Origin of the sequence: Gluconobacter sp. P1D12_c (assembly GCF_018812105.1) — a bacterium.
Lineage (GTDB): Bacteria > Pseudomonadota > Alphaproteobacteria > Acetobacterales > Acetobacteraceae > Gluconobacter > Gluconobacter oxydans_A.
The window spans coordinates 1-26,438 of sequence record NZ_JACSIQ010000013.1 but is presented as its reverse complement, the minus strand read 5'-3'; the positions used below and the strand labels follow the sequence as shown (position 1 = coordinate 26,438).

Here is a 26,438-nt window from a genome sequence, read left to right as displayed (position 1 = left end):
TAATGGCAATCACTACCGTGGTTGGCGCCTCCGGCCAGATCCTTGCGGTCACGGTCGACGGTGCACAGGCCCACGCTCTGGCCAGTCAATATTCGTCTGCTATCGCTGGTGTCAGCGGTCTGACGAGCTATGATCTGGTACCAGGCGGAAACAGTAGCCCAAGTAACGCAAGCGTTTCTCAGGGCGTTATCACCCAAGGCGGCAGCTACAGCATCACCGGTGATGTAGCTTATGTTGCTGCAGGTTCGTACGCACCGACCGATACGCTTAATGGCGCTGTTTCAATTGACCTTTCAAATGATACCGCTTCCAACATCGAGCTGCTGACAGGCAGCTGGGTCGGCGTTTCGGTTCAGGCTGGAAACCAGAACGGCGTTTTCATCGGGGGCATTGGCAACAACACCTTCGCTGGCACGGGCAAGACTGGTAACTGGAACATCGCTACCGGTTCCGGTAACGACACGATTTCTGGCACCGATGGCAACAACACCATCGATGGCGGAACAGGCAACAACCTGATCACCCTAGGTTCAGGTACGAACGTCGTTCGTTCCGAGGGCCAGGACACGATCGATGGTTCCGCTGGCACCGACACTGTTACCCTGCTGGGTGGCAGCTCGGTCGTAACTCTTGGCGCCAACGCCACGGTTTATGACACGACGTACGCAAACAGCGTATCGGTTGGTAGCAACGGCTTCATCACGGGTGGTAGCTCCAGCACGTATTTCGCGACTGGAACGACTGCTACGGTCGCTGGTGGTCTGAACGATACCATTTCTGCTGCAGGTGACTTCCAGCAGATCCGTGGTACGGGCAACAGCATCAGTGTCGATGGTTCCCTGTCCTTCCTGAATGGTACGGGCAACACCACCATCACGGCTGGCAATGCTACCATGTTCGGTGCATCCGGCCTGAACGCTCAGTTCGATGGTACGTCCGGTTACAGCCTGTTCGTAGGTAACGATGGCGACGAAGCAATTTCTGCTGCGTCTTCCCATGGTGTCCTGCAGGCTTTCGCAGGTACCGGCAACACGACCGTCATTGGCGGAACCGGTGCCGATACGCTGGTTGGTGGAACGGGCGATGCTACCCTTGAGGGTGGTTCCGGCTCTGCTAACCTGTTTGCTCTGAACAAGGGTGCTGCTGGTGGCAACTACACCATCAGTGACTTTGGCAGCGCAGCTGGTAACCTGATGGCTCTGTACCAGTACGGCCTTCAGAACAACGGTGGGCTTGAGAACGTTCTGTCCAATGCAACTGTTGCCGGTGGCAACACGACCATTGCACTGTCTGACGGTTCCAAGATCACGTTCCTCGGCGTTACAGATCTGAAGGCTTCCAGCTTCAATCTGAGCTAATCTACCCTGTTTGCTGGCTTGCCAGCATTCATGAAGAAAGCTGGGTTCGAAAGAACCCAGCTTTTTTTGTTTGTGCCCACCCCTTCACAGACTTTGGCCTTTTCTCTGATGACAGTGCAGCCCGGCTCCAACGTGACCCTCCTTCCAGGTACAGCTGAAGAAGATTCGCAGAAGGTTTTGCTTGAGAGTTATCGCAGCTCAGCACGTCTGAACGGAATGAGAGCCGATGGGCTACAAATTGAAAACACGCATCTGCGGGATCAGATGGCTCTTGTTCAGAGTTCTCTGTCGTGGCGGGTCACGGCTCCACTGCGGCTGGTAAGAGGCTTGTCTCTTGGACGGCTTCCCTCGGGCCGGCCCCTTAGAGAACTTCCTGAGCGCGTTACTGAGCTTTGGAGCAAAGGCGGTCTTCGGGCAGTAGGGGGGGCACTGGCACGCCAAGCTCTCCCTCGCTCTGGCAAGAAGAGAAACTCCGTTCTTTCAAAGGCTACCCAGCAAGTTACGTCTGACGGAGCTGTGGCTGGCCCCTCCGTTTACAGTGATATGCTTGATGAGGGCGCAGCATCCCTTGCACCAAAAATTCTGATCATCGCAGAAGTCTCCCTGCGGCAGTGCGCGAAGTATCGTGTGTGGCAAAAGCGGGATCTGCTGGAACGCCTTGGATGGTCTGTTCAGGTTGTTGACTGGCGGGACATTGGTGTTGCCATGTCCGGGTTACAGCTTTGTACGCGGGTGATTTTCTACAGGGTTCCTGGCTTCGAGACTGTCATGAAGCTGGTTGCCGAGGCCCACCGCTTGCGTCTTGAGCCATGGTGGGAAGTGGATGACCTTATTTTCGATGCTGAAGAGTACCTTCAGAATGGGAACATCAGCAGTTTGCCGCAGGCAGAGCAGGATCTGCTCATGTCGGGTGTTACCTTATTCCGGCGCTGCATGCTGGCCTGTGGCCGAGGTATCGCTTCGACACAGGCATTGGCGCAGGCCATGTTGGATGCAGGCCTGACTGACGTTTCAGTGCTGGAAAATGCTCTTGATCATGAGACGCTTGAGATTGCTGCGTCTCTTCCAAACCATAAAGGGATGGAAGAGGAGCGTGTGTGGGTTTCGTATGGATCAGGAACCAACACACATGATGAGGATTTTCGGCAGGCTCAGGCCGGGCTGATTGCTGCGATGGAAGATGAGCCGCGGTTGTGTCTGCGGGTCATTGGTCAGCTTAAACTTTCAGATGACTTTCACAGGTTCGGAGACCGTGTGGAACGCCTGACAGAACTGTCATATCGCGACTATCTCGCGGCACTCTCCCGAACGGATATTGCGATTGCGCCTCTTGAGCCCACGCTTTTCAATGACTGCAAGAGCAATATCAAATTTCTGGAGGCTGCAGTCGTTCAGGTTGCCGCCATCTGTTCCCCTCGGAATGCTTTTCTTTCAGTCATGCGACATGGCGAAAATGGCTTGCTGGCCGTTACCGATGATGACTGGAAGCGGAGTTTTCTGACCTTGGCACGAGATGTGCCATTGCGTCAGCGTTTAGCGATTCAGGCTCGTCAGGATGTGATGGAGCGATACGCGCCTGAAGCAATGGCTGTCACGCAGGGGCAAGCTGTTTTTGGTAGGCCTGTGATACCGGCGCGGAAAGCTCTGCGAGTGCTGATGGCGAATGTCTATTACGCTCCCCGCTCATTCGGGGGAGCGACGATCGTCGCAGAGGAGCTGGCAACCCGGCTCACGCAGCGCGGTATTGAAGTGGGAATCATGACATCCCGCCCACGTCTGGACGAGAATTTGTCAGGAAGTATTCGCTACGTCATCAACGGTACGGACGTGTTGTCTGCGGTTATCCCGGAGGGAACGGACCTTATTGGTGCTCTGGACAACCCGCAGATGGCCGAGGTGTTTGCTGGTTGGCTCGATGCTTACCAGCCTGATGTGGTGCATGTGCATGCCGCTCAGGGGCTTGGTACTGCCATGCTGCGGGTTTGTCAGGAACGGGGAGTTCCCTATGTTCTGACACTGCATGATGCGTGGTGGCTATGCGACAGGCAGTTCATGGTTCGGGAGGATGGGCGTTACTGCTTCCAGACCCGTATTGACCAGCAGGTTTGCCAGATGTGCCAACCTCATGCCCGACACTTGCGAGATCGTGTGACGATCATGCATCAGGCTCTGGCTGAAGCGGCTTTGTTGATAAGCCCGTCTGAGGCACATCGTCAGCTTTATCTTGCCAATGGTGTTGAGCCTGAGCGGATTGTTGTGAACCGGAATGGCTTTCGGTGGCCTGAACGATCTCGTCGTCAGAGAAAGCCTGGTTCTCGAATCCGTTTTGGATTTGTCGGTGGGACGGAGGCCGTAAAGGGATATCCACAACTCAAAAAATGTATGGAGTCTCTTGAGCGATCTGATTGGGAACTGGTTCTGGTCGATAACAAGATCAATCTTGGTTTCAGGTCCATTCATGCTGAAGACTGGTCAGTGAGGGGGGAGCTGAAAATTGTTCCTGCCTTCACGCAGACTGGGCTCGATGACTTCTATGACCAGATTGATGTCTTGCTGTTTCCGTCCCAGTGGAAAGAGAGTTACGGCCTGACAGTTCGTGAAGCTTTGGTGCGTGACGTCTGGGTTGTGACGACTGCTCCCGGCGGACAATCAGAGGACGTTGTGGACGGGGTGAATGGAACGCATCTCCCGCTTGATGGACGTCCTGAGACACTGGCTGCAGCCGTCGAATCCTTGCTGGGTCAGGCCGAAAAATTCGATGGATACGTCAATCCATTCAAGAGCAGTCTGGCCACGTACGAAGCGCAAACAGAAGAGCTTCTTGGCTTTCTGGAGCGCGTGGCGAAGCGTAAAGTCAATTTAGTGACCCATTAAAAGTGCTGGTAAAGCACGTAGTCTGTCTTCACTGGCCAAGGCCTGAACCAGTCGCGCTCGGAAACCGGCCTTTTTGTGCTGAACGCGCGGCGGGTTGTTGGCCAGGTAGAGTGCGATCCAGTCGGGGTCGAAAAAGGTTTTGTCAAGAATTTCGCTTCGCCAGAGATGGACTGACGCTACTCCACTTGGGTTGTCGCGGAGAAGCTCTGTCTTGATGAACGGTGCTTGCCCTGAGTGGAGCACGGTGCGCCAGTCTGTATGCATTGGGTTTAACGAAAGAAGGCGTGCCAGCCCCCGTTTGCTGCTCCAGGAGGCTGTCATCTCCAGTTTGGCCGCCTGTATAGCCAAGCCGAGGCCTAACTCACCATGCAAGACAATTTCCGGCTTGCTCATGTTGTTGAATGGTTGCTGGAACACGCGCCTTATCGCGGGATGATCAAGGGTTTCCCGTGTCATGACAAGAAACCATGACTGGAGATGGGCGGTAATAGCTTCTGACCGAACCATGCCCCAGACAGGGGAATGATGGGCTCGCATGTTGTCCATAATTGGCTGCAAGGGCGTCATAGGCCCAAAAATGCTGTCATTCGCAAAGAGAATTTCAGTCGCTCCCGCATCGCAGTTCCTGTTGAGCAGATCCTGCCAGGCACCAAAATCAAGACCGGAATTTTCTCTGGGATAGAGGGTCGCTGCGATTGGTGTCGGGCCAGAAGTAAAACTACTCTGAAGGACTGTTAATCCTTCCGCATCGTTTGGGTCCAAGCCGGAGACGGCGACATGCAGTTCAAACCCGCATCCCGCAATTTGATTGAGGAGATGGCGGGTGTGTGGGGCCAGTGTTGGTGCAGGCGCGTGATAGGCAAAAAGGCAGATGGAACGCGACATGAAATTCCTGACGATGGAACGCTTGGGCTGCTGAAGCGATTATATCATCGTTGCCTGATGGTATTGTAAGAAATACTTAGGAATGCTGTAAAAGATGGTGAATGTTCAGGTGTTGGAGCTGCATCCTGAGACAGGGATGCACAAGAGGAGAAAAATGCATCTATGAGTAAGGCATTTCTCGCAGCTGTTCTTCAGGACTCCATAGACTGTACAGGCGTTGCTGCACAGCGAGCAGCTAACGATCTTGTAGATGCTATTATTGATGAACTGAGACGTGAAGGAGGGTTTACTATCTCCTCCTTTGGTACGTTTACCGTGTGCGAAACAAAAGCGCGCCAAGCGATCAACCCGCGGACAGGAGAACCGGTGGAAGTTCCCCCTGGCCGGACAGTCCGGTTCAAGGCAAGCCCTGGACTGAAGCAGAATTTGTAAAGATTTGGCTGGGGCGGGAGGATTCGAACCTCCGCATGGCGGAATCAAAATCCGCTGCCTTACCGCTTGGCTACGCCCCAGTAGGTCGCGTTTACGAACGCGATGGATCGGCTTTTAATCCGAACCAATGCGTCTCGTAAAGCCCAATATCAGAATTCAAGTTCCAGTTCGTGATCGGGCAGCCCTGTAGTGCGCATGGCTTCGTCCATTTTGCGGCGGGCTGAGGCCTTCAGAATACCGAGACGTTCAGCTTTGTTGAGCGCCTGATCCAAGGCCGCCATTGTGCTTCCGAGGTCCTGGCTTTCGTCTTTTTCCCAGGCCCGGAGCGCGTGTCCCCAGACGGCGGTCAGGGCATTAATGCGCCAGAGGCCGCCGAGACCAGAGCAGTCCATGCCTGCTGCGTCAGCGAGCCAGCGCATGGAGTCCACAGTCGCACCGGCTAAAAGCGCTGCCAGGGCGGGGTCATAGGGAACGGCGTGAAGGACAGCTCTGACGCCTGTTCGATATTCTTCGAAAATATCGAATCGACGCATCATTAGGTCGAAAAGGTATTCGCGAAGTGTGCCGCCATTTCCCTCGTCACGAAGCGCGCTCTCATCGGCCAGACGCCCCAGACGGAGCAGCAGCAGTGCTTTGACCGGATAGCGGGAGCGCACAGCATCAACAGGCAGGCCTGCCTCGCGCGCTGCATCGACTAGAGAAAACCGGTGCCAGCCGTCTGAACCGGCGAGGCTCAGGGCAGACTGGAGGAGAGCAATATCGAAGGCTTCCCTGTCCAGTTCCGGTGTGCTGTCTGATGCCAGCTCATCGGTATCAAATGGGTCCTGCCGCTCTTCCATGCCGGTCTCCTGTAGAAATCTTGTTTCTTAATGGTGGGAGCGTTTGCCAGTGTCAGCAAGTTCCCACCAGAGAGAAACGATCAACCGGCGAGTTCGTCGGCCCGTTTTGTGGCCGCGTCAATGGCTTTTGAAATATTTGACGGCCATGCGTCTGGTGCCATGAGAACATTCAGGGCAGCAGCAGTTGTTCCGTTTGGGCTGGTGACAGCTTTGCGCAGGTCGGCAGCATCGTCGGGCATGTCATCCAACATCCGCCCGGCGCCGTAAATTGTTCCCCGTGCCAGACGGCGTGCTGTCGTTTGGGACAGGCCGTGCGCTTCTCCGGCCTTTTCAAGCAGTTCGGCTAGAAGGAACACATATGCGGGACCTGAGCCGGATAGGGCCGTTACTGCTGAGAGATCCTCCTCGCGGTCTACGCGGACAACATCGCCCACAGCAAACAGCAGTTCGTGGCAGAGACTGGTCTGCTCTTCTGAGGCCTGAGGAGACGCATAGAAGCCGCTGATGCCTGCGCCAATTGCTGACGGGGTGTTGGGCATAGCGCGGAGAATGGGGATAGTGGCACCGCTTTTGGAAGCTGCGTCAGACAGAGCAGAACAGGTTCGACCAGCCATGACGGAAAGCAGAGCTGCTTTCTTCATGCGGGTGCCCAGCGAGTCTCCCAAGGCGCTGATTGCGTCTTCTGCTGTCGCTGGCTTCACGGCCAGGACGATAATATCTGGCGTAAATGTCGATGGAATTTCCGAGGCGGCTCGAACGACTGAACAGGTTTCGTCCGAACCAGATCTATGACGATCAACGACAACGATGCGAGGAGGTGTGGGAGAGGCGAGCCACCCATCGAGGAGCGCGCCTCCCAGTTTTCCACAACCAACCAGTAGAATTGAAGGTGTTGATGGCAAGGTCACGCGTCTCCGACACAATCGAGCATGGCTGCGTCCAGTGCATCCTGAGGAGATTTCCCCCCCCAGAGAGTGAACTGGAAGGCGGGGTAAAAACGCTCACATTCTGACATCGCGATATCGATCAGGTCTTCCATGCTTTCACCCGGAAGTGTGGAGACACCACGCATCAGGAGCGTATGGCGAAAGGAGGGAACACCGGTTTCCGGATCAATAATGAAATGACCAACCCATAGCTTGTTGTTGGCGAGGGAGACCAGTTCATGCACGTCCGATCGACGTGCTGTGGGGGACCGTAGATCCAGCGTGCAGTTCAGGTGCAGGGCTGAAAGCTCGTCTGACCAGGTGAAATAGAGAGAGTAGTCACACCATTGACCTGGGGCCTGAGCCGCCATTTCGGACTGGCCAAGGCGTTCGAATTCCCATTCGTAGAGGCCCATGACCTGTTCCATGAGGTCAAGCGGATGGGATTCTGTTTCTGTGGTGAGTGAGGTGCTCAGGGCAGGCATGTCGGATCTCCCAAGGCCGTGGAGGCCGGAACCGGTCATGCACCGGTACGGCGCTCCAGATGTCTGCGGCCAGGAGGGGTATGACCTCTCCTGACGCTGATCACGTTATGTGGCCTTGGTGAAGTGTGCAAGTATCACGCACAGCTTCAATCAGTTCGTACGAAGATGTGTTGCATCAGGATCGCAACGAAAGCGACCGTTTCAGCCCTGAGGGCCACCCTTTTCTTCAGTTGCGAGGTCTTCGAGTGCTGTCAGGCGCGATTCGATGGCAGCAAGGCGTGTTTCTGCCTCGTCCTGTGCCATGCGCGCGCGCGTCGCCATTTCCTGAACGGCATCGAACTCATCACGACGAACCAGTTCCAGCGAGTTCAGGACTTCGTCAACGCGGGTGCGGATGATGGAGTGAAGTTCTTCGCGTGCGCCGGTAACAGCCGAAAAAGCATTGCCGGCAAGACCTGCGAGGTCATCAAAGAAGCGGGGTCTGTCAGACATGGGAGAAACTCCTGCAGAGAGGCGGCGTGTCGTGTGTGGCGCGTCGCTTGGATCGTTTTCGGGGGCAGACTATACAGGAAGGATGATTATCGTCACCGGCGGAGCCGGATTCATTGGATCGTGCCTTCATGCCGCCCTGCGTCAGCGCGGGCTGCGGACGGTTGTTGTGGACCGGCTTCGTGAGGGTGTAAAATGGCGCAACCTCGCGTCTCATGCGCCGGATCAGATCATCACGCCTGAGGCGCTCCCGAGTTTCCTAGAGACAGCGCCAAAGATCGAAGCGGTCTTTCATATGGGCGCGATCAGCGCAACGACGGCACGAGACGGAGACCTCGTCTGGTCGACTAATGTGGCGTTGTCGCAGTTTCTCTGGCGGTGGTGCGCGAAGAACGATGTCCGGATTATTTACGCTTCATCTGCGGCGACATATGGCACTGCGGACCAGCCTGAGATGTTCCGTGACGGGCTGGACGCGATTGATCATCTCAAACCGTTGAACCTTTATGGATGGTCAAAGCAGGTTTTTGATCTGTGGGTAAAGCGTGAGCTGAAAGCTGGGCATCCGGCCCCGCCGCAATGGGCTGGACTGAAGTTTTTCAATGTTTATGGCCCGAATGAGTATCACAAAGGGTCCATGATCTCCGTCGTGAAGGTCAAGTATGATGATCTTCAGCGTGGGGCTGCGGCACGATTGTTCAAATCTGACGTTGCAGGAATGGCCGATGGCCAGCAGAAGCGTGATTTCATCTGGGTCGGGGATGTTGTGAACGTCATGCTATGGCTTTTCGACCATCCGGATGTCAGTGGTCTTTTCAACTGCGGAACCGGTGTGGCGCGGAGCTATCTGGATCTGGCTCATGCAGTCTGTGACGCTGCGCATCGGGCGCGGGACGTGGAATTCGTTGAGATGCCTGAGAAGCTTCGTGGGCAGTATCAGTCCTTCACCTGTGCGGACATGAGCCGTTTGCGTCAGGCAGGATATGATGCGCCGTTTACGTCTCTTGAAGACGGAATACGGCAGTATGTGCGTGATTATCTTTCCGGAGCGGAGTCAAACCTTTGAGCCAGCCCTTGATGTTCCCTGGGTTTGACCCCGTTGCGTTTCATGTCGGCCCGCTGCCGGTGCGCTGGTATGCCTTGGCGTATATGGTCTCGTTCATCATCGCGTTGCCGATTGCGAGACGATTGAACAGGCTGGCACCGGAAGTAGCGACAAGTGAGCAGGTCGATGATTTCCTGTTCTACGCCATTTTGGGTGTTCTGCTGGGTGGTCGTCTTGGGTACGTGTTGTTCTACCGACCTCTGGATTATCTCGCGCACCCAGTGGACATCATCAAGACATGGGACGGCGGAATGTCGTTTCATGGTGGGGCCTTGGGCGTCATTCTGGCTCTGGCGTTCTTCTCTTGGAAGAACCGTCTAAGCTTTCTGGCTTTTGCGGACCGGATCGTGCCGGTGGTTCCGATTGGGTTGGCGCTGGGTCGTTGCGCCAACTTTGTGAACGGAGAACTGTGGGGGCGTCCAGCATCGCCTGACCTGCCGTGGGCCATGGTATTCCCCACAGGTGGTCCTGTGGCGCGGCATCCTTCCGAGCTTTATGAGGCGTTGACGGAAGGTGTTCTCCTGTTGTGCGTCATGCTGTTTGCGGCAACGCGCCCTAAGTTGCGGGCACATTTCGGATTTCTGTCAGGGTTGTTCCTCTTTGGATATGCCTGCGCGCGGAGCTTCTGTGAGTTTTTTCGGGAGCCGGATGCGAATATCGGCTTTCTGGCCGGTGGGGTCACGATGGGCCAGATCCTGTGTATTCCGATGGCGCTCGCCGGGCTGGGCCTGATGACGTATGCCCTTCGTCGTCCGGCGCAGGAGAGCGCACATGTCTGAGGCTATTCTCAGAAGTGATGGTCTTGGCGTGCCACATGGCTTTTTTACGCGCCTCGGCGGCGTGTCCCCGAAACCTTATGACAGCCTGAACTGCTCTCTGTCGTCTCCTGATGATCTGGCGAACGTGAGCGAAAACCGTGCGCGCGTTGCGCGGCAGATCGGGGTTGAGCCAGAAAAGCTTCTGGGTCTGAAGCAGACGCATAGTGACATTACGGTTCCAGTGACCAGAGAGACGGTTCTCTGGGCTATGGGGCATGGGCAGGATGGCGATGCGCTGGTGACGGATCGCCCTGACGTGGGTGTTGGGGTCATTACGGCAGACTGCGGGCCTGTTCTTCTGGCTTCCGAGGATGGGCGGATTGTGGGAGCCGCGCATGCAGGATGGCGTGGAGCGGTAGGCGGCGTCCTCGAATCTGCTGTGACGCAAATGAAAGCTCTGGGCGCCACGAATATTCGGGCAGTAGTCGGCCCTTGCATTGGGCCTGAGAGTTATGAGGTTGGCCCGGATATGCGGGATGCCGTTCTGGCTAAGGACGGGAACGCAGGCCTGTTTTTCTGTGTGGCGGAACGGGCAGGGCATTTCATGTTCGATTTGCCAGAATACTGCTTGGCGCGGCTGAAAGCTGCTGGTGTTCAGCAGGTTGAAGTTCTGGGTGTGGATACATTGACGGACCAGAGGTTCTTCAGTCACCGCCGACGGACACTCGCAGGCGGTGGCCATATTGGTCACCAGATCTCAGCAATCCGGCCTCGCGTTTCATCATAGTATTGCAGAGTGCCGCAGCGCTTGTGCGGATCGCTGGGACTGTTATCGTTCCGGCATGAAAATGCTTCGTCCTGCTCAGATTCTCTGTTCCATGCTGGTGGCCGCCTGTGCCGGGGGCGTAGCCTACGCCGAACCGTCTCATCTTCTGGTTCGTAACGCCCTGATCTTTTCAATGGCCGATGGACAGAAAGCGCCTTTTAAAGGGTATTTTTCTGTCCGTTCAGATGGCGTGATCGATCATATCGGCCCCGGAACTCCTCCCAAAGATCTTCAAGCGGATCAGGACATGGATCTGCACGGACATTGGGTCATGCCAGGGTTCATATCCGCTCATAGCCATCTCTGGCAGGCTGCGTATCGTGGCCTCGCGGCGGATCAGACGTTGATGGGATGGATTACGGCTTTGTATTCCGGAAAGGCGAGTGTGGCGCGACCTGAGGATATTTATTGGTTCACTCTCGATGGCGCGCTGGATCATCTCGCTCATGGCGTCACGGCTGCCTATAATTTCAATTATGGCGGGGCGAGCCCGAAGATGGTCGTGCAAACGGATCGTTTGCAGTTTCAGGCTGAAACTGCTTCCGGCATTCGATTTGTACATGGTCTTGAGCCATTGCCGGGTAAAGCCGATGTGTCATTTGCAAAGGCTCGCCAGCATGTTGGGGATTTTCTGGCGTGGTCCGCTGGGCAGCATGTGGGGTCTACGTTTCTGTCCGTGATGATCAATGGTGGGACGGGATTTCACGACACCGGAGACGTTGCGAAGATCGAAGGCGCGTTGATGCGGGAGTATCATCTGTCCAACCAGAGTCATTATCTGGAACCACCTGAGAACGTTTTAGCTCAGCAGGCCCGCTTCCACTGGTTTGAAGATGAAGGCATTCTCGGGCCGCATCTGATTTTCGGTCATTTCATTCATACGACGCCTGAGATTATTGCCCGATCCGTAAAAGCTGGGGCGTCCATGGTCTGGAATCCGCTTTCAAATGGTCGTCTGGCGTCAGGGACGGCGGATATTCCGGCCTATCTGAAAGCTGGTTTGCGGGTTGGTATGGGAGAGGATGGGGAAGCCAGTGCGGATCTGGCAGATCCTTTCGAGAACATGCGGACCGGGCTTTATGCCATCCGGGACAAGTACCAGAGTGCTGCAATCATGAGCCCGTATGATGTGGTGCGACTGCACACGCGGGGGAGTGCGGATGTTCTGGAAGTCGGGGATCGGCTTGGAAGCCTGGAAGCTGGGAAATTTGCGGATTTTCTTGTGATTGATCCGACCAATCTTGGGTATGTGTTTGACCCGTATGCCACGTTGGTTTTTGCTGCGGCTCAGGAAAATTTGGCGGAGGTCTATGTGGGGGGCGTGCTGATGGTTGAGCATGGCAAGCCGTTGAAGCAGGATTTTGCGCATGTTCGACAGGAAGCTGATCGACGGGTTGCGGCCTCTGTTCAGCATTAAAAAAAGCCGGGGTGTGATCCCCGGCTTTTCTTTGTGTCAGACGCTGTGGGTTTTGGCTTCACGATCCCAGAAGCGGAGCTTCCGGCAGGTTTTGATGAAGGGTTCGAAATCTGCCTCGCTTTTGATGGCGATTACACCATCGTCCATCTCGTCGGTCGTGATGCCGCCTTTTGCCAGAAGGGGGGCAGCGTCCGGGCCGTAAGCGATGAATTTGGCGTGGGCGAACGCATCTGCCACGAAGTCACGGGCTGTTGCTTCCCTGCTCAGAAGCTTTGTCCCTTCCGCAGAAGAGAGAAGCACGACCGCGTCGTAAAGCACGGATGGGGCGCCGACGATTTTCTGGCCAGCCGAGATGGTCTTGCCATCTGTCAGCGTTACGCCGCCGACAACGGGGGCGACTAGTTCAATCAGTGTGCCTTCCGCCTTTGCGGCTTTCTGGAGAGCGTCCAGCAGGGCTGCATCCGTACCCTCTGTAATCACGACACCCAGTTTACGGCCTGCGAAGGAGGCGGGCCCGTTCTTGAGGATGCTGAGCGCTGTTGAGGCGGCCAGATCCGTGATGGGTGTACGGGCGGCCGGAGCTGGGGCGGGGAGCTCTTTCAGGCCCAGACCTTCGGCCACGCCCTTGGCCAGCGTTTCATCCACATTCAGAAGATGGGCGATGACGCGGGAGCGGATGTTTGGTGTTTCAACCTTGCTGAGCTCGAAGACAAACGCGTTCTTGATGTGCGTTTGTTCGGGCTTTGTCTGGCTGATGTAGAACTGGCGTGCCTGGCTGTAGTGATCGGCGAAGAGTTCACCGCGTTCGCGGGTCGTGCGACCGTTGTCATCGGGAAAGTGCCTGTAGCCGGTCTTGGGGTTTTCACGCGGGCCTGCACCCCAGGAGTTGGGTTCGTAGTTTACGCGACCCTTCGGGTTGTGCATGGCGGCGTGGCCGTCCTGCTGGAAGTTGTGGAACGGGCATTTGGGCGCGTTAATGGGGATATGCGTGAAGTTCGGGCCACCGAGACGCTTTGTCTGCGTATCCAGATACGAGAAGTTCCGGCCTTGCAGGAGTGGATCGTTGGTGAAGCCGATACCGGGGACGACATTCTGGGTGCAGAAGGCGACCTGTTCGGTTTCGGCGAAGAAGTTGTCCACCATGCGGTCCAGCACGAGGCGGCCAATTCGGCGCACGGGGACGAGTTCTTCCGGGATGAGTTTGGTCGCATCCAGAATGTCGAAGTCGAATGTGTCGGCGAAGGCGTCATCAAAGAGCTGTACGCCCAGTTCCCATTCCGGATAGTCCCCTGATTCGATGGCCTGCCAGAGGTCACGGCGGTGGAAGTCAGGGTCGGCGCCATTGATCTTGACGGCCTCGTTCCAGACAACTGACTGAAGGCCCTGCTTCGGCTTCCAGTGGAACTTCACGTATGTGGATTTTCCTTCGGCGTTTATGAGCCGGAAGGTATGGACGCCGAAGCCTTCCATGAAGCGGAAAGAGCGGGGGATGGCACGGTCTGACATGATCCAGAGGAGCATGTGGACGGTTTCGGGCGAGAGTGATGCGAAGTCCCAGAAGTTGTCATGGGCGGACTGCGCCTGCGGAAAGCCGCGATCGGGCTCTTCCTTTACGGCGTGGACCATGTCCGGGAACTTGATGGCGTCCTGGATGAAGAATACGGGCATGTTGTTGCCCACGAGATCCCAGTTGCCCTCCTCAGTGTAAAGCTTCACGGCGAAACCGCGGACGTCGCGGGCGAGATCGAATGATCCTTTGCCACCTGCGACGGTTGAGAAGCGAACGAATGCCGGGACGCGGGTGCCGGTTTTTCCGAGGACGCTTGCGGTTGTGTAGTCAGACAATGAGTCTGTGAGTTCGAAGAAGCCATGCGCGCCGTAGCCCCGGGCATGAACAACGCGTTCGGGGATGCGTTCGTGATCGAAGTGGAAGATCTTTTCCCGGAAATGGAAATCTCCCAGAAGCGTTCCGCCGCGTGGGCCTGCCTTCAGGGAGTTCTGGTCATCGGCGACGGGAACGCCCTGCTGGGTTGTCAGGGTCGGTGTGTCGCCATTTGCGGTCTGATGGGTTGCGCCCTGAGGGCCGCGCTCGAAGGTCTGGTCACCGATGGTCACGGTGGTGCGTTTGTCTGCCGTGTCGCTCATGGTCCGGTCCGATCTGCTGTCGTCGCGACTGTCCGGACTGAATAATGCCGGGCACGTCGTTTCGAATTCGGTAAGTCGATTTCCGGTTTGGGAAATCCTTCACTTTAGAAGTCTGAGTCCCGGGGAAATGTTCCGGAAAATAATTTGGTGAAATGTTCTGAACTGAAGGAAAGAGTGAGCCGTTAGGGTTCCTTAATTGCATCTTTCATGCAGCTCAGGAGGCTTGAATGCCTGTCGATCCTCGCAATCGTTATCCTCAGCCTCCTTTTGAGGGGCAAAGTCAGCCTTTTCCGGGGCTGTCATCAAAAATGACGCCGCAGCCTGATTACGGCGAAAAGACCTATCAGGGCTCTGGAAAACTCAAGGGGCAGGTGGCCCTGATTACCGGTGGGGATTCCGGGATCGGACGTGCTGTGGCACTGGCCTTTGCCCGTGAGGGGGCGGAGGTTGCGATTTCCTATCTCGAAACCGAAAGTCAGGATGCAAAGGATATTGCCGGGCAGATCGAGGCAGAGGGGCGTCGTTGCCTTCTGCTACCAGGGGATATTCGTGAGGCGACGCATTGCAAACTGCTTGTTGGCAAGGTTCTGGAAGAATTTGGTCGTCTCGATGTTCTGGTGAACAATGCAGCGTTTCAGAACTGGGCGGAGCATCTGGAGGATATCAGTGACGACGACTGGAAGCGCCATTTTGATACCAACACGCATGCGCTGTTCTATCTGACGAAAGCTGCTCTGCCTCATCTGAAGCCGGGGGCGTCCATCATCAATACGTCTTCAGTCAATCTGAAGACGCCGCCTCAGATCCTTGTGCCGTATTCCATGACGAAAGCAGCCATTGCGAACTTTACGGTGAGTATGGCGCAGCAGCTTGCGTCCCGCGGTATTCGGGTGAACGGGGTTATGCCGGGCCCGATCTGGACGCCGTTCATTGCGACGGGAATGCCGGAAGAAGCGCAGAAGAGCATTGGGTCTGACGTTCCGCTGGGTCGTCCAGGTCAGCCAGCTGAACTGGCTGGGGCCTATGTATATTTTGCGGACCCGCAGAACAGTTACACGACGGGCGCTTTGTTGCCTGTGAATGGCGGGATGCCGATGCTCTGATCGGGCCGGATATTTTGGATTTCAGTGGAACGCCTACTCCTGATCGAGCGGGCGTTTTTCTGTTTGGGGACCGAAGAGCAGAGTGATGCAGGCTCCTGTCAGGAGAATACCGGTTGTGAGGCCGAAGACGCCGGGGAAACCGGCTTTCGGGTAAATCCAGCCAATCAGGACGGGCGACGAGATAGCGCCCAGACGGGCGATTGCGGAGGCTAGTCCCATGCCTCTTCCGCGCAGGGATGTTGGGAAGAGTTCGGGCGTGTAGGCGTAGATGCCGCCGTAGGTTCCGTTCATGAACATGGACAGCAGGATTCCGAAAAGTAGGACCTGTGTGGGTGTCTGGCTTGCGGCCATGCCGATGGCACTGATCCCGCCACCGATCATGAAGGTAGCGACGGTGGCGCGTCGGCCGAGACGTTCCGTGCAGAAGGCTGAGGCCAGGTATCCGGGGAGTTGTGCGGCGTAAATCGAGATGGCGTAGGCGAAGCTGCGGGTCACGGTCATGCCGCGCTCGATCATGAGGGTCGGGATCCAGGTGAAGAACGCGTAGAAGCAGAAGGTGATGCTCAGCCACATGGCCCAGCTCATGAATGTGGAGCGTCTGAGGCTGGGGGCGAAAAGGTCGCTCAGGGGGCGGTTTGTTTGCCCGGCTGTATCGGGGGTTGTCGAAAGACCGGCGGCCAGTCCGGCGCTTTGTTCGATGGCTCCGACAATTCGGCAGGCTTCGTGCGTTCGCCCCTGCTGATCGAGCCATCTTGGGGACTCGGGAAGGGTACGCCTCCACCAGAGGAGCATCAGGACGGGTAGGGCTGTGACAACCAATGCCCATCGCCAGCCATCCGGTGATGAGGGGACAATCATGAATCCGAGAATGGCTGCGGCGACGTAACCGAAAGAATAGAAGCCCGTGAGGCTGGCCGTGAAGGCGCCGCGATAACGGGATGAGACGAACTCGCTCAGATAGGGGGCGATGATCGTGGCTTCTGCGCCGGCGCCCAGTCCTGCGAGAAGACGGGCGCTGAAGAAACTGCCGAATGTGTGGGAGACTGCCGAAAGAAGAGAGCCGATCGCGTAGAGCGCGAGGGCGCTCATCATGACGGAACGGCGGCCGGACCTGTCGGCCCACCAACCTGCCAGCAGGGAGCCGAGACCGTATCCCAGATAAGTGGCGCTCCCCAGAACACCGAGGGAGGGGCCGGACAGGTGCCATTCCGTTTTCAGAACCGGGAGTGTGAAGGCAACGATGGCGGAGTCCAGGCCGTCGAACATGTATCCGCAGCCTCCAAGGATCAGGAGCCGACGATGGAAGGGGGTGAAGGGCAGGTCTTCGAGGCGTTGGGCGATGCTCATGGATTCTCTGTGACGGAGGCAGCTACGGGACTTGCGACAGACTATCCGGCGGTTTGGGGGAGGGTCCAGCTATGGTGAGGCGGGTTAGGAGGACGATAGATTTCGGGAAAAAGGTTGTATTGAGCGCAGTTTTCCGCTACTCCGCCGCTCGCGCAGGCACCCCTGGAGGTTTGCGTGGTTAACGAAATTCAATACGCAGGAGCGTAACAGTGGCTAAATTGACGACACTTGCTGTCTCGACGCGCGCGAAGGCTGGTAAGGGGGCAGCGCGCGCAACGAGACGTGCCGGGCTGGTTCCGGCTGTAATCTATGGTGGCAAGCAGGAGCCTTCCATCATTGCTCTTGATCCGCGCGTGATCATGAAGGAACTGCACCGTGGTGGCTGGTCCTCCCGCGTGTACAACCTGGAAGCAGAAGGCGCAGAGCCGGTTGCAGCCCTGATCCGTGACGTGCAGTTGCACCCGGTTTCCGATGCTCCGATCCACGTGGACTTCCAGCGCGTTTCCGCTGGCACGAAGGTTCACGTTGAAGTCTCCATCGTCTTCACAGGCGAAGAAAAGGCTCCGGGCATCAAGCGCGGTGGCGTTCTGAACGTTGTTCGTCACTATGTTGACGTTGCTGCTGATCCGGCCAACATTCCAGAGCACTTCACGGCTGACCTGAGCGCTCTGGATATTCATGACAGCGTTCGCTGGGCTGACCTAAAGGGCACTGAAGGCGTTGCTCTGACGGGTGGCCAGAACACGGATATCGTGATTGCCTCTATCGCACCGCCGACCGTCGATGCCGAGATGGAAGCTGAAGCTGCTGCCAAGGCTGCTGCTGCTGCTGAAGCCGCTGCAAAGCCGGGCGCAAAGAAGAAGTAAGTCATGAGGCTCTGGACCGGTCTCGGCAACCCCGAGCCGGGGATGAGCCGTCATCGACATAACATCGGCTTTATGGCGGTTGATGAGATCGCCAAGCGCCATGGGTTTTCCCCATGGCGCAAACGCTTTCGGGGGGAGACTTCCGAAGGCGTTCTTGGGGGGCAGAAAATTCTGCTCCTCAAGCCGATGACCTACATGAACCTGTCGGGCGACAGCGTTCAGCAGGCCGCGCAGTTCTTTAAGATCGCGCAGGCCGACATCACCGTTTTCCATGATGAACTCGACCTTGCTTTCGGCAAGCTGCGTATCAAGCGTGGCGGGGGAGCGGCTGGGCATAATGGCCTTCGCTCAATGGATCGCTGTCTTCCCGGACCAGATTACTGGCGTGTGCGGATGGGCATTGGCCATCCGGGACACAAAGATCGGGTGCACGGGCATGTTCTCGGGAATTTCGCTAAAGCGGAAGAGCCGGAGCTTGAGCGGTGGCTTGAGGCAGTTGCGGATGCTGCGCCTATTCTGGCCAAGGGCGAGAATGAAGCGTTCATGACAAAAGTGGCGCTGCTTACGGCCTGAGTGCCGCGAGACTTCAGGTCTCTTATGATCGGCTTTTTTCACTGTTATAATGTGCGGGTATCGTTGCCGGAGAGAGTTCTCGGGTGGGAATCGTATTCTGCTGCCTGTTTTGCAGGGCGCAGGTGTTGTCCGTAGGCGTGGATTCTGCGAACACAGGGCAACTGAATTCTGAGACTGGGTTAGCCAAGATGGCGGCCTGAAAGATGGAGAGCACAATGGGTTTCAATTGCGGCATCGTTGGTCTGCCCAATGTTGGCAAGTCCACGTTGTTCAATGCTCTGACGGAAACAGCCGCAGCGCAGGCAGCGAACTACCCATTCTGCACCATTGAACCGAATACGGGCCGCGTTGCTGTGCCGGACCCGCGCTTGGATATTCTGGTGAAGATCGGCAAGTCCCAGAAAGAAATTCCGACCAGCCTTGAGTTTGTTGACATTGCGGGTCTGGTCCGTGGTGCGTCCAAGGGCGAGGGGCTGGGGAACCAATTTCTAGCGAATATCCGTGAGACGGATGCGATCATCCATGTTCTGCGTTGCTTCGAGGACGATGACATCACTCATGTCGAAGGTGGAGTGGATCCGGTTCGGGATGCAGACATTATCGAGACCGAACTGATGCTTGCGGATCTGGAAAGCCTTGAGAAGCGCCAGATCAATCTTCAGAAGCGTGCGCGTGGAAATGATCGTGAAGCACAGGCGCAGCTTGAACTTATGGAGCCGCTGATTGTGGCACTGCGTGATGGCAAGCCTGCCCGCACGGCTGTGCCTAAAGGCCAGAAAGAGGAGGCTGCGCGTCTTCAGCTCCTGACGACGAAGCCGGTTCTGTATGTTTGCAACGTTGAGGAGGCTTCTGCTGCCACCGGAAACGCGCACTCGGAGGCGGTTCGCAAGCGTGCTGAGGAAGAAGGCGCTGGTGTTGTGATCGTGTCTGCTGCGATCGAGGCTGAGGTCAGCCAGTTGCCGCAGGAAGATCGCACGGAGTTCCTAGAAGGGCTTGGCCTGAGTGACAGTGGCCTGGATCGTGTGATTGCAGCTGGTTATCGCCTACTGGGTCTACGGACATATTTCACGGTAGGGCCGAAGGAAGCGCGTGCCTGGACCATTACGGCTGGAACGAAAGCGCCTCAGGCTGCTGCCGTTATTCATAATGACTTCGAACGTGGCTTTATTGCCTGCGAGACGGTTGCTTTTGATGACTATGTAGCCTGCAATGGTGAAGCAGGCGCCAAGGAGGCTGGGAAGTTGCGGATCGAAGGCAAGGAATATGTTGTACAGGACGGAGATATTCTCCTGTTCCGATTCAATGTCTGACGCTGCAGCTATTCTGAAAGGCCTGACGGATAAAGCCCGTCAGGCTGCTCGTGGATTGGCGCGAGCGGATGAGGCGACGCGTAATCTGGCACTGAATGCTGCTGCTCAGGCACTTCGTGCCAACAGCGCAGCAATCGTTGCGGCAAACGAACAGGATCTGGCCGGGCTTTCTGATGATCGGACCGCGGCATTCCGGGACCGTCTGACTTTAACGCCTGAGCGCGTTGAGGCCATGGCAAAGGGTCTGGAAGACGTTGCAAAGCTCCCTGATCCGCTTGGACGCATTCTCGCAGAATGGGAGCGCCCTAACGGGTTGCTGTTCCGTCGTGTTGCTGTGCCGCTCGGTGTCATCGGCATGATTTACGAAAGCCGGCCGAATGTTGGGGCTGATGCTGCGGCTCTTTGCATCAAGTCTGGCAATGTTGTCATTTTACGTGGGGGAGGCGAAAGCCTGAATTCGGCGCGCGCAATTCATACGGCGATGGTTGAAGGTCTAACGGCTGCCGGCCTTGATCCGGCTTGTGTACAGATTTTGCCGTCTGCCGATCGTGCTCTGGTGGGCGCGCTCCTTCAGGCTGCTGAGGGCGTGGACCTCATCATTCCACGTGGTGGAAAGTCTTTGGTGGAGCGTGTTCAGCGTGAGGCTCGGGTGCCTGTTCTGGCCCATGCCGATGGGCTGAACCATACCTATGTTCATGCCAGTGCTGATCCTGAAATGGCGCGTCGGGTTCTTCTGGATGCCAAGATGCGCCGCACAGGAATCTGTGGGGCGACAGAAACGCTTCTGATTGATCGGGCGATTGCTCCGGCGCTGCTACCGCACATTGTGGATGATCTGGCTGCCAAGGGCTGCACATTCCGGGCGGACGAGGCTGCCAGATCTATTGTTTCGACCTTGTCTCCTGCCAGTGCAGCCGATTTCGATACAGAGTGGCTGGATTCGATTCTCTCTATTGCTGTTGTTGATGGCGTTGAGGAGGCTCTCGACCATATAGCGCGCCATGGCAGTGCTCATACGGAAGCGATTATCGCGGAAGATCCTGAGATTGCTGCTGTGTTCATGAATGGGACCGATAGTGCGGTTGTGCTGTGGAATGCATCCACTCAGTTCTGTGATGGTGGTGAATTTGGCTTTGGGGCTGAAATCGGCATTGCCACGGGACGGATGCATGCGCGAGGCCCGGTAGGGCTCGAACAGTTGACGTGTTATCGCTACGAAGTGCTTGGTAACGGACAGGTGCGGGGCTGAATACGATCCCGACGTTTGGCGATGGCCGACGTATGCGGATTGGCCTGCTGGGTGGTTCTTTCAATCCGGCGCATTATGGTCATCTGAAGGTGGCTCAGCAGGCGTTGCGCTCTCTGCGATTGGATCAGGTATGGCTGATGGTCTCACCTGGGAATCCTCTCAAGCCTCGAAAAGGCATGGGAGCGTTCAGGGCGCGCCTTGCGTCAGCCCGGAAGATCGCTGATGGCCGTCGAATCTGTGCTACGGATATAGAAGCAAGGCTGAAACAGCGTTTTACAGTGAAGACTGTGGCATTGCTTCAAAAGCGCTTTCCTCATGTTCAGTTTGTCTGGTTGATGGGAGCAGATGGGCTGGCGCAATTCTCTCGCTGGAAAAACTGGAGGATGCTGGCCCGTATGGTGCCTATAGCGATTCTGCCGCGGCCAGGAAGTGTAACGCCTGCTTTGCACGGGGCTGCGGCGTCAGCTTTACGGCGAAATCGACGGCCTTCGAGGGAAGCTGCTATACTGGCGCAAAGAAAAGGATGCGCATGGACGTTCCTTTCTGCGCCGCAGAACGATATATCGGCTACAGCGTTGCGAGAGTCCGGGCAAATCTGTCTGGAACCGGATCAGGAGTAAAAGCCATCACCAAGACGACCTCAACCGACCCGAAGGCCAAGACCACGCGTCGGAAAACCAGCACCCCTGATGCGGCACTGGCCGAGGCTGCCAAGGTGCCTGGAACGCCTCGCAAGAAGGCTGCTGCTGCTGGCCCCAAGAAGACTACCGTCAAGCGCGAGCCTGTACAGCCCGATGTTCTGACAAAAATGCTGTCCATCATCACGGCCAGCCTTGAGGAAGACAAGGCAGAAGACATCGTGGTTTTGGATCTGGTTGGCCGTGCCAACTTTGCAGACCGTATGGTTGTGGCAACGGGTCTGGCAGATCGTCAGATTGCAGCCATGGCGCATCATATTGAGAAAAAGCTGGGCGAAGATGGCTTCAACCGGGTTCTGGTTGAAGGTGCGAATGGCAGCGACTGGGTCCTTCTGGATGCAGGGGATGTTGTTGTTCATCTCTTCAAGCCAGAGAGCCGTGAGCTCTATGCTCTTGAGAAAATGTGGGGCTCTGATCTGGATTCGAGCGAATCCGAAGTGACTGTCGGTAAGGACGAAGAGCAGGGCTGAATGAAGCTCGTTGCGATTGGGCGATTGAAGTCCGGGCCTGAACGGGAACTGTTTGACCGTTACGCTGCCCGGATTCGTCCTGTGCTGACGGTGACAGAGATTGCGCCGTCCAAAGGCTCCGTTATGGAGCAGAAGCGCAAGGATGCTGCGGGGCTTTTGGGAGCCTGTCCTGAGAATGCTTTTGTCATTGCCCTTGATGAGGGGGGAAAGACGTTCAGCAGCCTGCAGTTTGCAGCCACGTTTGCTCGGTGGCAGGAAACTGGCCGTCCATTACACTTTTTGATTGGTGGAGCAGAAGGGCTGGATGGATCAGTGATCCAGAGAGCTGATGCCGTTATTGCTCTGGGGGCGATGACCTGGCCCCATATGCTTGTGCGTGTGATGATTGCCGAGCAGGTTTTTCGGGCTCAGGCTATCAATTCGAACCATCCTTATCATAAAGACAGTCGGCCGGATTAAGCCGTTTCTGAGCGATTGGGCATAAAAAAAGCGGGGCTTTTAGCCCCGCTTTTTGCATCTGAAGTCTTCTTATCGGATAGACCGGTTCGGAGCGTCAGATGTGAATGCATCGTCTGGGGCTTCTGCAACTTCCGTGTTGCTCATCGGATGGCTCAGAGCATTCGATCCTCTAAAGATCGCACGATGACGGAAGGTGGTTGCATGGCTTTCGCGAGCGACCATGACCTGCGGAGCCTGGCGTCCGTCGTCTGCGCGGCCATAGATGAAGCCGTATGTCGGGTAGATGCTACCAAGACGGCCACTACGGTCGTTGAGGGCAACGCGAACGGCGCTCCAGTCATTGTTGGGTGACACGTCAACGACGCGCACGTTGTGCGCAATGCCATTGGATGCCCAGTGAGACTGGTCAATATAGATCGTACGGTTGTTCTCGACAGCCCGTACCACAGCGACGTGACCTAGAGGCATACGACGGATGCCACGGAAATTTAGAACCGACCCCGCTTCCGGAGCGTTACCACGGGCGTATCGGCCTGCAGCATTATACCACCAATCCCGTGCATTGCCGTGCAACACAACAGCGGATGCTTCTTTTGCATAAGCTACGCACTGAATGACGTGCGCAGTTGAAAAGGTGTGATGATGGTACGCATGAGATGCGCGATGGGAGCGGAAGACACCATGACCACCGTGCGAACTACGGAGGTGTTTGGCCTGTGCATGACTCGCAAAGAACATGACAGCGGAGAGCGCCAGGGCAGAGAAAAATGTTTTCCGGCAACTTTTATGCGTCACGATCTTTTTGATCCTGAATAGGCTTGTGTCGTTCGGGTTACAGGGAGCTAACAATCTTCATGCAACCCTGACAAGGGCAGAATGCATCACTGAGGGTTAAATTTTCATTTCTAATGAAAATCTTTCTCGTGTCGCATTCTGCCTTAATTGTGCCGTATTTGGTCGGGTGGCTTATTTCGTGGTTGTCAGCATGATTTCCACGAGGATGCGCGGGTCAGCCATGACAGCCTGAACGCAGGCGCGTGCAGGAGCTAGTCCCTCCGGGAGCCATGCGGACCAGTGCGTGTTGAGAGCATTGCGGTCTGCGATGTCTTTAAGCCAGATCTGTGCCTGAAGAATGCGGGTATTGTCTGTGCCGTGTTCTTCGAGAATGGCATCGAGTTGAGCCAGGACGTCTTTGGTCTGGCCATCGATATCTTGTGACAGGTCTGAGGCGACAACGCCTTGGGTAAAAACAAAGCCATGATATTCCACAGCCTTGGAAAGAATGGCGTTGGGTTCTGTGCGAATGATGCGGCTCATGGGGGTATCCTGATCCCGAGATTGGAAAGCCCCAGAGTGAGGCGGCTTTAAGAAGCGGTCAATCACCTCTTGGCTCCCTTGTCGTAGGGGGTGGGACGCGGTATCGCCGGGAGGTATCGCTAAACTGGCCGTGCGGGAGAAAAAACCGTGGTCCCTTTGAATGTCAAAAGAGTGCCTGTGACGCCGATCCGGCAGAATTGCACGATCCTCTGGGACGAACGGAACCATGCCGTGGTGGTCGATCCAGGGGGCGATGTGGATGAACTGCTCTCCCAACTCCGTGGACTGACGGTTGAGGCTATTCTTCTTACACATGGACATCTTGATCATGCTGGTGGCGCTGATGAACTGCGGGAACGCCTGAATAAGATTCAATCAGATCCTGTGCCTGTTCTCGGGCCAGATCGGCGTGATGCGTTCCTGCTGAGTAGTATTGAGAAACAGGCTGCGCATTTTGGTATGACAGGGATGGTGAGTGTTGTTCCGGACCGCTTTCTGGAAAGTGGTGAGACACTCCAACTGCTGGGCCATGATATCGAGGTGCGTCATATTCCCGGACATACGCCAGGGCATATCGTGTTTGTGGATCATGGCAGTCGTCGTGCCATTGTTGGCGATACATTGTTCCGCCGGACGGTAGGCCGAACCGATTTTGCTTATGGGGATGCTCCTGCGCTGATTGCAGGTATTCGCCAACATCTCATGAGTTTGCCGGATGAGACTGTGGTGCTGTGTGGGCATGGAATGCCTACGACCATTGGGGAAGAACGCCGGTCCAATCCATTTCTTGTTTCTGAACGATAAATTTCAAAGAGGGTTTCCCATGCGTGTGATGGCTTGTTCCATATTAGGTGCGATAGGTGTTCTCGCGAGCGGTATGACGGCTTCCGCCTATGCTGCAGAAGAACCTATTCGTCAGGCGCAGCCTGTTCTTCCGACAGCACCTTTGACAATCACGACGCAAGACGGGGTTAAGCACTCGTTTACGGTGGAGTTGGCCAAAACCTACAGGGAACAGGAAGTTGGCGAAATGTTCCGCAAGGAGCTGCCCAAAAACAAGGGAATGCTTTTCCTTTGGCCGCAGCCGCAGGTTTCGGACATGTGGATGAGAAACACACTGGTATCCCTCGATATCGTTTTCATTGATTCCACCAATCATGTTCATGCCATTGCGGAGAAGGCGGTTCCGCTGAGTGAGGCAATCCTGAGTAGTGACGGGGTTGTGGCCAACACGCTTGAGCTTGCTGGAGGGGTTACGGAAGAGTTGGGTATCCGCGTAGGGGATACCGTAAGTAGCCCGGCACTGAAGCACTGATACGTGAAGGTTTTAGTTACCGGAGCGGCGGGATTTATCGGTTTTCACGTCTCGCATGCCTTGCTGGCGCGAGGCATGGAGGTAGTCGGCGTTGATACGCTGAACGATTATTATGACCCGCTCTTGAAAACGGCTCGCCTGAACAGACTGAAGTGTCAAAAAGGGTTTGTGTTCGAGCAGAAGGACGTTTCTGACCGCGAAGCTATGCGATCAGTCGTTGATGGCCATTCTGATATTGAAGTCATCGTTCATCTGGCAGCTCAGGCGGGAGTTCGATACTCACTCGTAGACCCTTATTCCTATGTACAAGCGAATGTCATGGGGCAGGTTGTTTTGCTGGAGGCATCCAGAAGCCTGAAAAGGTTGAAGCATTTTGTCTATGCGTCTTCGTCCTCAGTCTATGGTCGCAACCAGTCGTTGCCTTTCAAAGAGAGTGATCGCGTGGATGAGCCGGGCTCACTTTATGCGGTTACAAAGCGCGCAGGTGAGCTGACGGCCTCCGCATATGCTTATCTTCACGGTATTCCACAGACAGGCTTGCGGTTCTTTACCGTCTACGGGCCGTGGGGTAGGCCAGACATGGCTTATTACGGTTTCGCGAAAGCTATTTGCGAGGGCCGTCCGGTCACCCTTTACGAGGGAAAAGGACTGTCTCGGGATTTCACCTATATAGATGACATCACATCGGGTGTTCTTTCGATCATGGACGTTCCTCCTCAAGTGGGTGAGGCGCGCATCTTGAATCTGGGGGGAGATCGCCCGGAAAAAGTGACGACACTGATTGCTCTGCTGGAAAAACATCTCGGGCGATCTGCATGCATAGAACATCAAGCTCGCCCCGTGGCGGATATGGAGAAAACCTGGGCGAGCCTGGAGGATGTGAAAGCATTATGTGGCTGGACTCCGAGCGTCTCGCTTGAGGATGGGGTTATGAAATTTGCCCAGTGGTTCAAGGATTTTCATAAAAAGTCAGTTTTTTGATTTTTATATGATTTTTTGATTGACGGTGTGTGTGGGTGGCCGTATAAGCCCGTTCACCGACGCGGCGGGGCCTTCTTCGAGGGTCTGGCCGGGGCGGTTTGAGATGCTGATCTTTGAAAATTGAATATGGAATTGGAAGGGATATGTTGGCGGCGTTTTGGTGCTGCTGGTTTTGGGATTATTTTCCTGAGACCTGAGTGTCGAAGTGTTA

General features: G+C 56.0%; 28 protein-coding genes and 1 tRNA gene. 18 read left to right on the top strand and 11 right to left on the bottom strand.

Going from position 1 to position 26,438, the window contains the following annotated elements:
- Nucleotides 1-2: 2 nt before the first annotated feature.
- Nucleotides 3-1,358, top strand: a complete 1,356-nt coding sequence (locus KP705_RS13195; RefSeq protein ID WP_046900347.1) for a calcium-binding protein — start codon at nt 3-5, stop codon at nt 1,356-1,358.
- A gap of 108 nt (nt 1,359-1,466) precedes the next feature.
- A complete protein-coding gene (locus KP705_RS13190; protein WP_046900944.1) occupies nt 1,467-4,232 on the top strand; it encodes a glycosyltransferase in 2,766 nt (921 codons plus the stop codon).
- Here KP705_RS13190 and KP705_RS13185 read toward each other — a convergent pair.
- Nucleotides 4,218-5,117 carry a rhamnan synthesis F family protein gene (locus KP705_RS13185; protein WP_215764614.1) on the bottom strand — a complete coding sequence of 300 codons (900 nt, stop codon included), beginning with the start codon at nt 5,115-5,117 and terminating at the stop codon, nt 4,218-4,220. The genes KP705_RS13190 and KP705_RS13185 overlap by 15 nt on opposite strands.
- 162 nt (nt 5,118-5,279) lie before the next feature.
- Between KP705_RS13185 and KP705_RS13180 the strand changes: the two genes are divergently transcribed.
- Nucleotides 5,280-5,549 (top strand): HU family DNA-binding protein, encoded by a 270-nt coding sequence (locus KP705_RS13180; protein WP_046900345.1) that lies wholly within the window; start codon nt 5,280-5,282, stop codon nt 5,547-5,549.
- A 5-nt stretch (nt 5,550-5,554) separates the two neighbouring features.
- On the opposite strand, the gene KP705_RS13175 is transcribed toward KP705_RS13180, so the two are convergent.
- The 5 genes from KP705_RS13175 to KP705_RS13155 form a co-directional block, all read right to left on the bottom strand.
- Nucleotides 5,555-5,629: transfer RNA gene (locus tag KP705_RS13175), tRNA-Gln, on the bottom strand.
- Between the two features lie 69 nt (nt 5,630-5,698).
- On the bottom strand, nt 5,699-6,388 hold the full coding sequence (locus KP705_RS13170; protein WP_046900333.1) for a hypothetical protein: 690 nt from the start codon (nt 6,386-6,388) through the stop codon (nt 5,699-5,701).
- Nucleotides 6,389-6,468: 80 nt separating this feature from the next.
- Complete coding sequence (gene proC / locus KP705_RS13165) at nt 6,469-7,290, bottom strand: pyrroline-5-carboxylate reductase (RefSeq protein ID WP_046900942.1); 822 nt, start codon at nt 7,288-7,290, stop codon at nt 6,469-6,471.
- Nucleotides 7,291-7,292: 2 nt separating this feature from the next.
- A complete protein-coding gene (locus KP705_RS13160) occupies nt 7,293-7,799 on the bottom strand; it encodes a YbjN domain-containing protein (RefSeq protein ID WP_064275533.1) in 507 nt (168 codons plus the stop codon).
- Nucleotides 7,800-8,000: 201 nt separating this feature from the next.
- Nucleotides 8,001-8,291, bottom strand: coding sequence for an accessory factor UbiK family protein (locus tag KP705_RS13155; RefSeq protein WP_046900331.1), 291 nt, complete (start codon nt 8,289-8,291; stop codon nt 8,001-8,003).
- A gap of 82 nt (nt 8,292-8,373) precedes the next feature.
- On the opposite strand from KP705_RS13155, the gene rfaD reads away from it, so the two are divergent.
- From rfaD to KP705_RS13135, 4 genes are read left to right on the top strand one after another with little or no spacing between them, the layout of a single operon-like run.
- Entirely contained in the window at nt 8,374-9,354 is a 981-nt protein-coding gene (gene rfaD / locus KP705_RS13150) for an ADP-glyceromanno-heptose 6-epimerase (RefSeq protein ID WP_046900330.1), read from the top strand.
- Between the two features lie 11 nt (nt 9,355-9,365).
- On the top strand, nt 9,366-10,172 hold the full coding sequence (gene lgt / locus KP705_RS13145; protein ID WP_046900329.1) for a prolipoprotein diacylglyceryl transferase: 807 nt from the start codon (nt 9,366-9,368) through the stop codon (nt 10,170-10,172).
- Nucleotides 10,165-10,938 carry a peptidoglycan editing factor PgeF gene (gene pgeF / locus KP705_RS13140; protein ID WP_046900328.1) on the top strand — a complete coding sequence of 258 codons (774 nt, stop codon included), beginning with the start codon at nt 10,165-10,167 and terminating at the stop codon, nt 10,936-10,938. The genes lgt and pgeF overlap by 8 nt, the downstream gene beginning before the upstream one ends.
- Before the next feature lie 55 nt (nt 10,939-10,993).
- Nucleotides 10,994-12,394, top strand: a complete 1,401-nt coding sequence (locus tag KP705_RS13135; protein WP_046900327.1) for an amidohydrolase family protein — start codon at nt 10,994-10,996, stop codon at nt 12,392-12,394.
- A gap of 36 nt (nt 12,395-12,430) precedes the next feature.
- Here KP705_RS13135 and KP705_RS13130 read toward each other — a convergent pair whose 3' ends face one another.
- A complete protein-coding gene (locus KP705_RS13130; protein ID WP_046900326.1) occupies nt 12,431-14,539 on the bottom strand; it encodes a catalase in 2,109 nt (702 codons plus the stop codon).
- 227 nt (nt 14,540-14,766) lie between these two features.
- On the opposite strand from KP705_RS13130, the gene KP705_RS13125 reads away from it, so the two are divergent.
- On the top strand, nt 14,767-15,642 hold the full coding sequence (locus KP705_RS13125) for an SDR family oxidoreductase (protein ID WP_064275522.1): 876 nt from the start codon (nt 14,767-14,769) through the stop codon (nt 15,640-15,642).
- 33 nt (nt 15,643-15,675) lie between these two features.
- On the opposite strand, the gene KP705_RS13120 is transcribed toward KP705_RS13125, so the two are convergent.
- A complete protein-coding gene (locus tag KP705_RS13120; protein WP_215764613.1) occupies nt 15,676-16,989 on the bottom strand; it encodes an MFS transporter in 1,314 nt (437 codons plus the stop codon).
- Between the two features lie 209 nt (nt 16,990-17,198).
- Between KP705_RS13120 and KP705_RS13115 the strand changes: the two genes are divergently transcribed.
- From KP705_RS13115 to KP705_RS13085, 7 genes are all read left to right on the top strand, one after another.
- A complete protein-coding gene (locus KP705_RS13115; protein WP_064275524.1) occupies nt 17,199-17,855 on the top strand; it encodes a 50S ribosomal protein L25/general stress protein Ctc in 657 nt (218 codons plus the stop codon).
- Between the two features lie 3 nt (nt 17,856-17,858).
- Nucleotides 17,859-18,428, top strand: coding sequence for an aminoacyl-tRNA hydrolase (gene pth / locus KP705_RS13110; protein ID WP_046900322.1), 570 nt, complete (start codon nt 17,859-17,861; stop codon nt 18,426-18,428).
- A gap of 215 nt (nt 18,429-18,643) precedes the next feature.
- Nucleotides 18,644-19,738: a redox-regulated ATPase YchF gene (gene ychF, locus KP705_RS13105; protein ID WP_215764612.1), complete on the top strand. Its 1,095-nt coding sequence runs from the start codon at nt 18,644-18,646 to the stop codon at nt 19,736-19,738.
- Nucleotides 19,731-20,987: a glutamate-5-semialdehyde dehydrogenase gene (locus KP705_RS13100; protein WP_046900320.1), complete on the top strand. Its 1,257-nt coding sequence runs from the start codon at nt 19,731-19,733 to the stop codon at nt 20,985-20,987. The genes ychF and KP705_RS13100 overlap by 8 nt, the downstream gene beginning before the upstream one ends.
- A 32-nt stretch (nt 20,988-21,019) precedes the next feature.
- Entirely contained in the window at nt 21,020-21,607 is a 588-nt protein-coding gene (locus KP705_RS13095) for a nicotinate-nucleotide adenylyltransferase (protein WP_232309335.1), read from the top strand.
- 95 nt (nt 21,608-21,702) lie between these two features.
- On the top strand, nt 21,703-22,155 hold the full coding sequence (gene rsfS, locus KP705_RS13090; RefSeq protein WP_046900941.1) for a ribosome silencing factor: 453 nt from the start codon (nt 21,703-21,705) through the stop codon (nt 22,153-22,155).
- Nucleotides 22,156-22,614, top strand: a complete 459-nt coding sequence (locus KP705_RS13085; protein ID WP_046900319.1) for a 23S rRNA (pseudouridine(1915)-N(3))-methyltransferase RlmH — start codon at nt 22,156-22,158, stop codon at nt 22,612-22,614. It begins immediately after the preceding gene.
- Nucleotides 22,615-22,683: 69 nt separating this feature from the next.
- Here KP705_RS13085 and KP705_RS13080 read toward each other — a convergent pair whose 3' ends face one another.
- Together KP705_RS13080 and KP705_RS13075 are read right to left on the bottom strand one after the other, a co-directional pair.
- Nucleotides 22,684-23,409, bottom strand: a complete 726-nt coding sequence (locus KP705_RS13080) for a CHAP domain-containing protein (protein ID WP_046900318.1) — start codon at nt 23,407-23,409, stop codon at nt 22,684-22,686.
- Between the two features lie 171 nt (nt 23,410-23,580).
- A complete protein-coding gene (locus KP705_RS13075) occupies nt 23,581-23,931 on the bottom strand; it encodes a RidA family protein (RefSeq protein ID WP_046900317.1) in 351 nt (116 codons plus the stop codon).
- 177 nt (nt 23,932-24,108) lie between these two features.
- Between KP705_RS13075 and KP705_RS13070 the strand changes: the two genes are divergently transcribed.
- Genes KP705_RS13070 through KP705_RS13060 form a run of 3 tightly spaced genes read left to right on the top strand, consistent with a single transcriptional unit; the run spans nt 24,109 to nt 26,227 of the window.
- Entirely contained in the window at nt 24,109-24,735 is a 627-nt protein-coding gene (locus tag KP705_RS13070; RefSeq protein ID WP_046900940.1) for an MBL fold metallo-hydrolase, read from the top strand.
- A gap of 19 nt (nt 24,736-24,754) precedes the next feature.
- Nucleotides 24,755-25,246 (top strand): DUF192 domain-containing protein, encoded by a 492-nt coding sequence (locus KP705_RS13065; RefSeq protein WP_046900316.1) that lies wholly within the window; start codon nt 24,755-24,757, stop codon nt 25,244-25,246.
- 3 nt (nt 25,247-25,249) lie between these two features.
- Complete coding sequence (locus tag KP705_RS13060; protein WP_215764611.1) at nt 25,250-26,227, top strand: NAD-dependent epimerase/dehydratase family protein; 978 nt, start codon at nt 25,250-25,252, stop codon at nt 26,225-26,227.
- A gap of 3 nt (nt 26,228-26,230) precedes the next feature.
- On the opposite strand, the gene KP705_RS13055 is transcribed toward KP705_RS13060, so the two are convergent.
- Nucleotides 26,231-26,438: hypothetical protein (locus tag KP705_RS13055; protein WP_215764610.1), on the bottom strand; the 208-nt coding region annotated here is incomplete at its 5' end.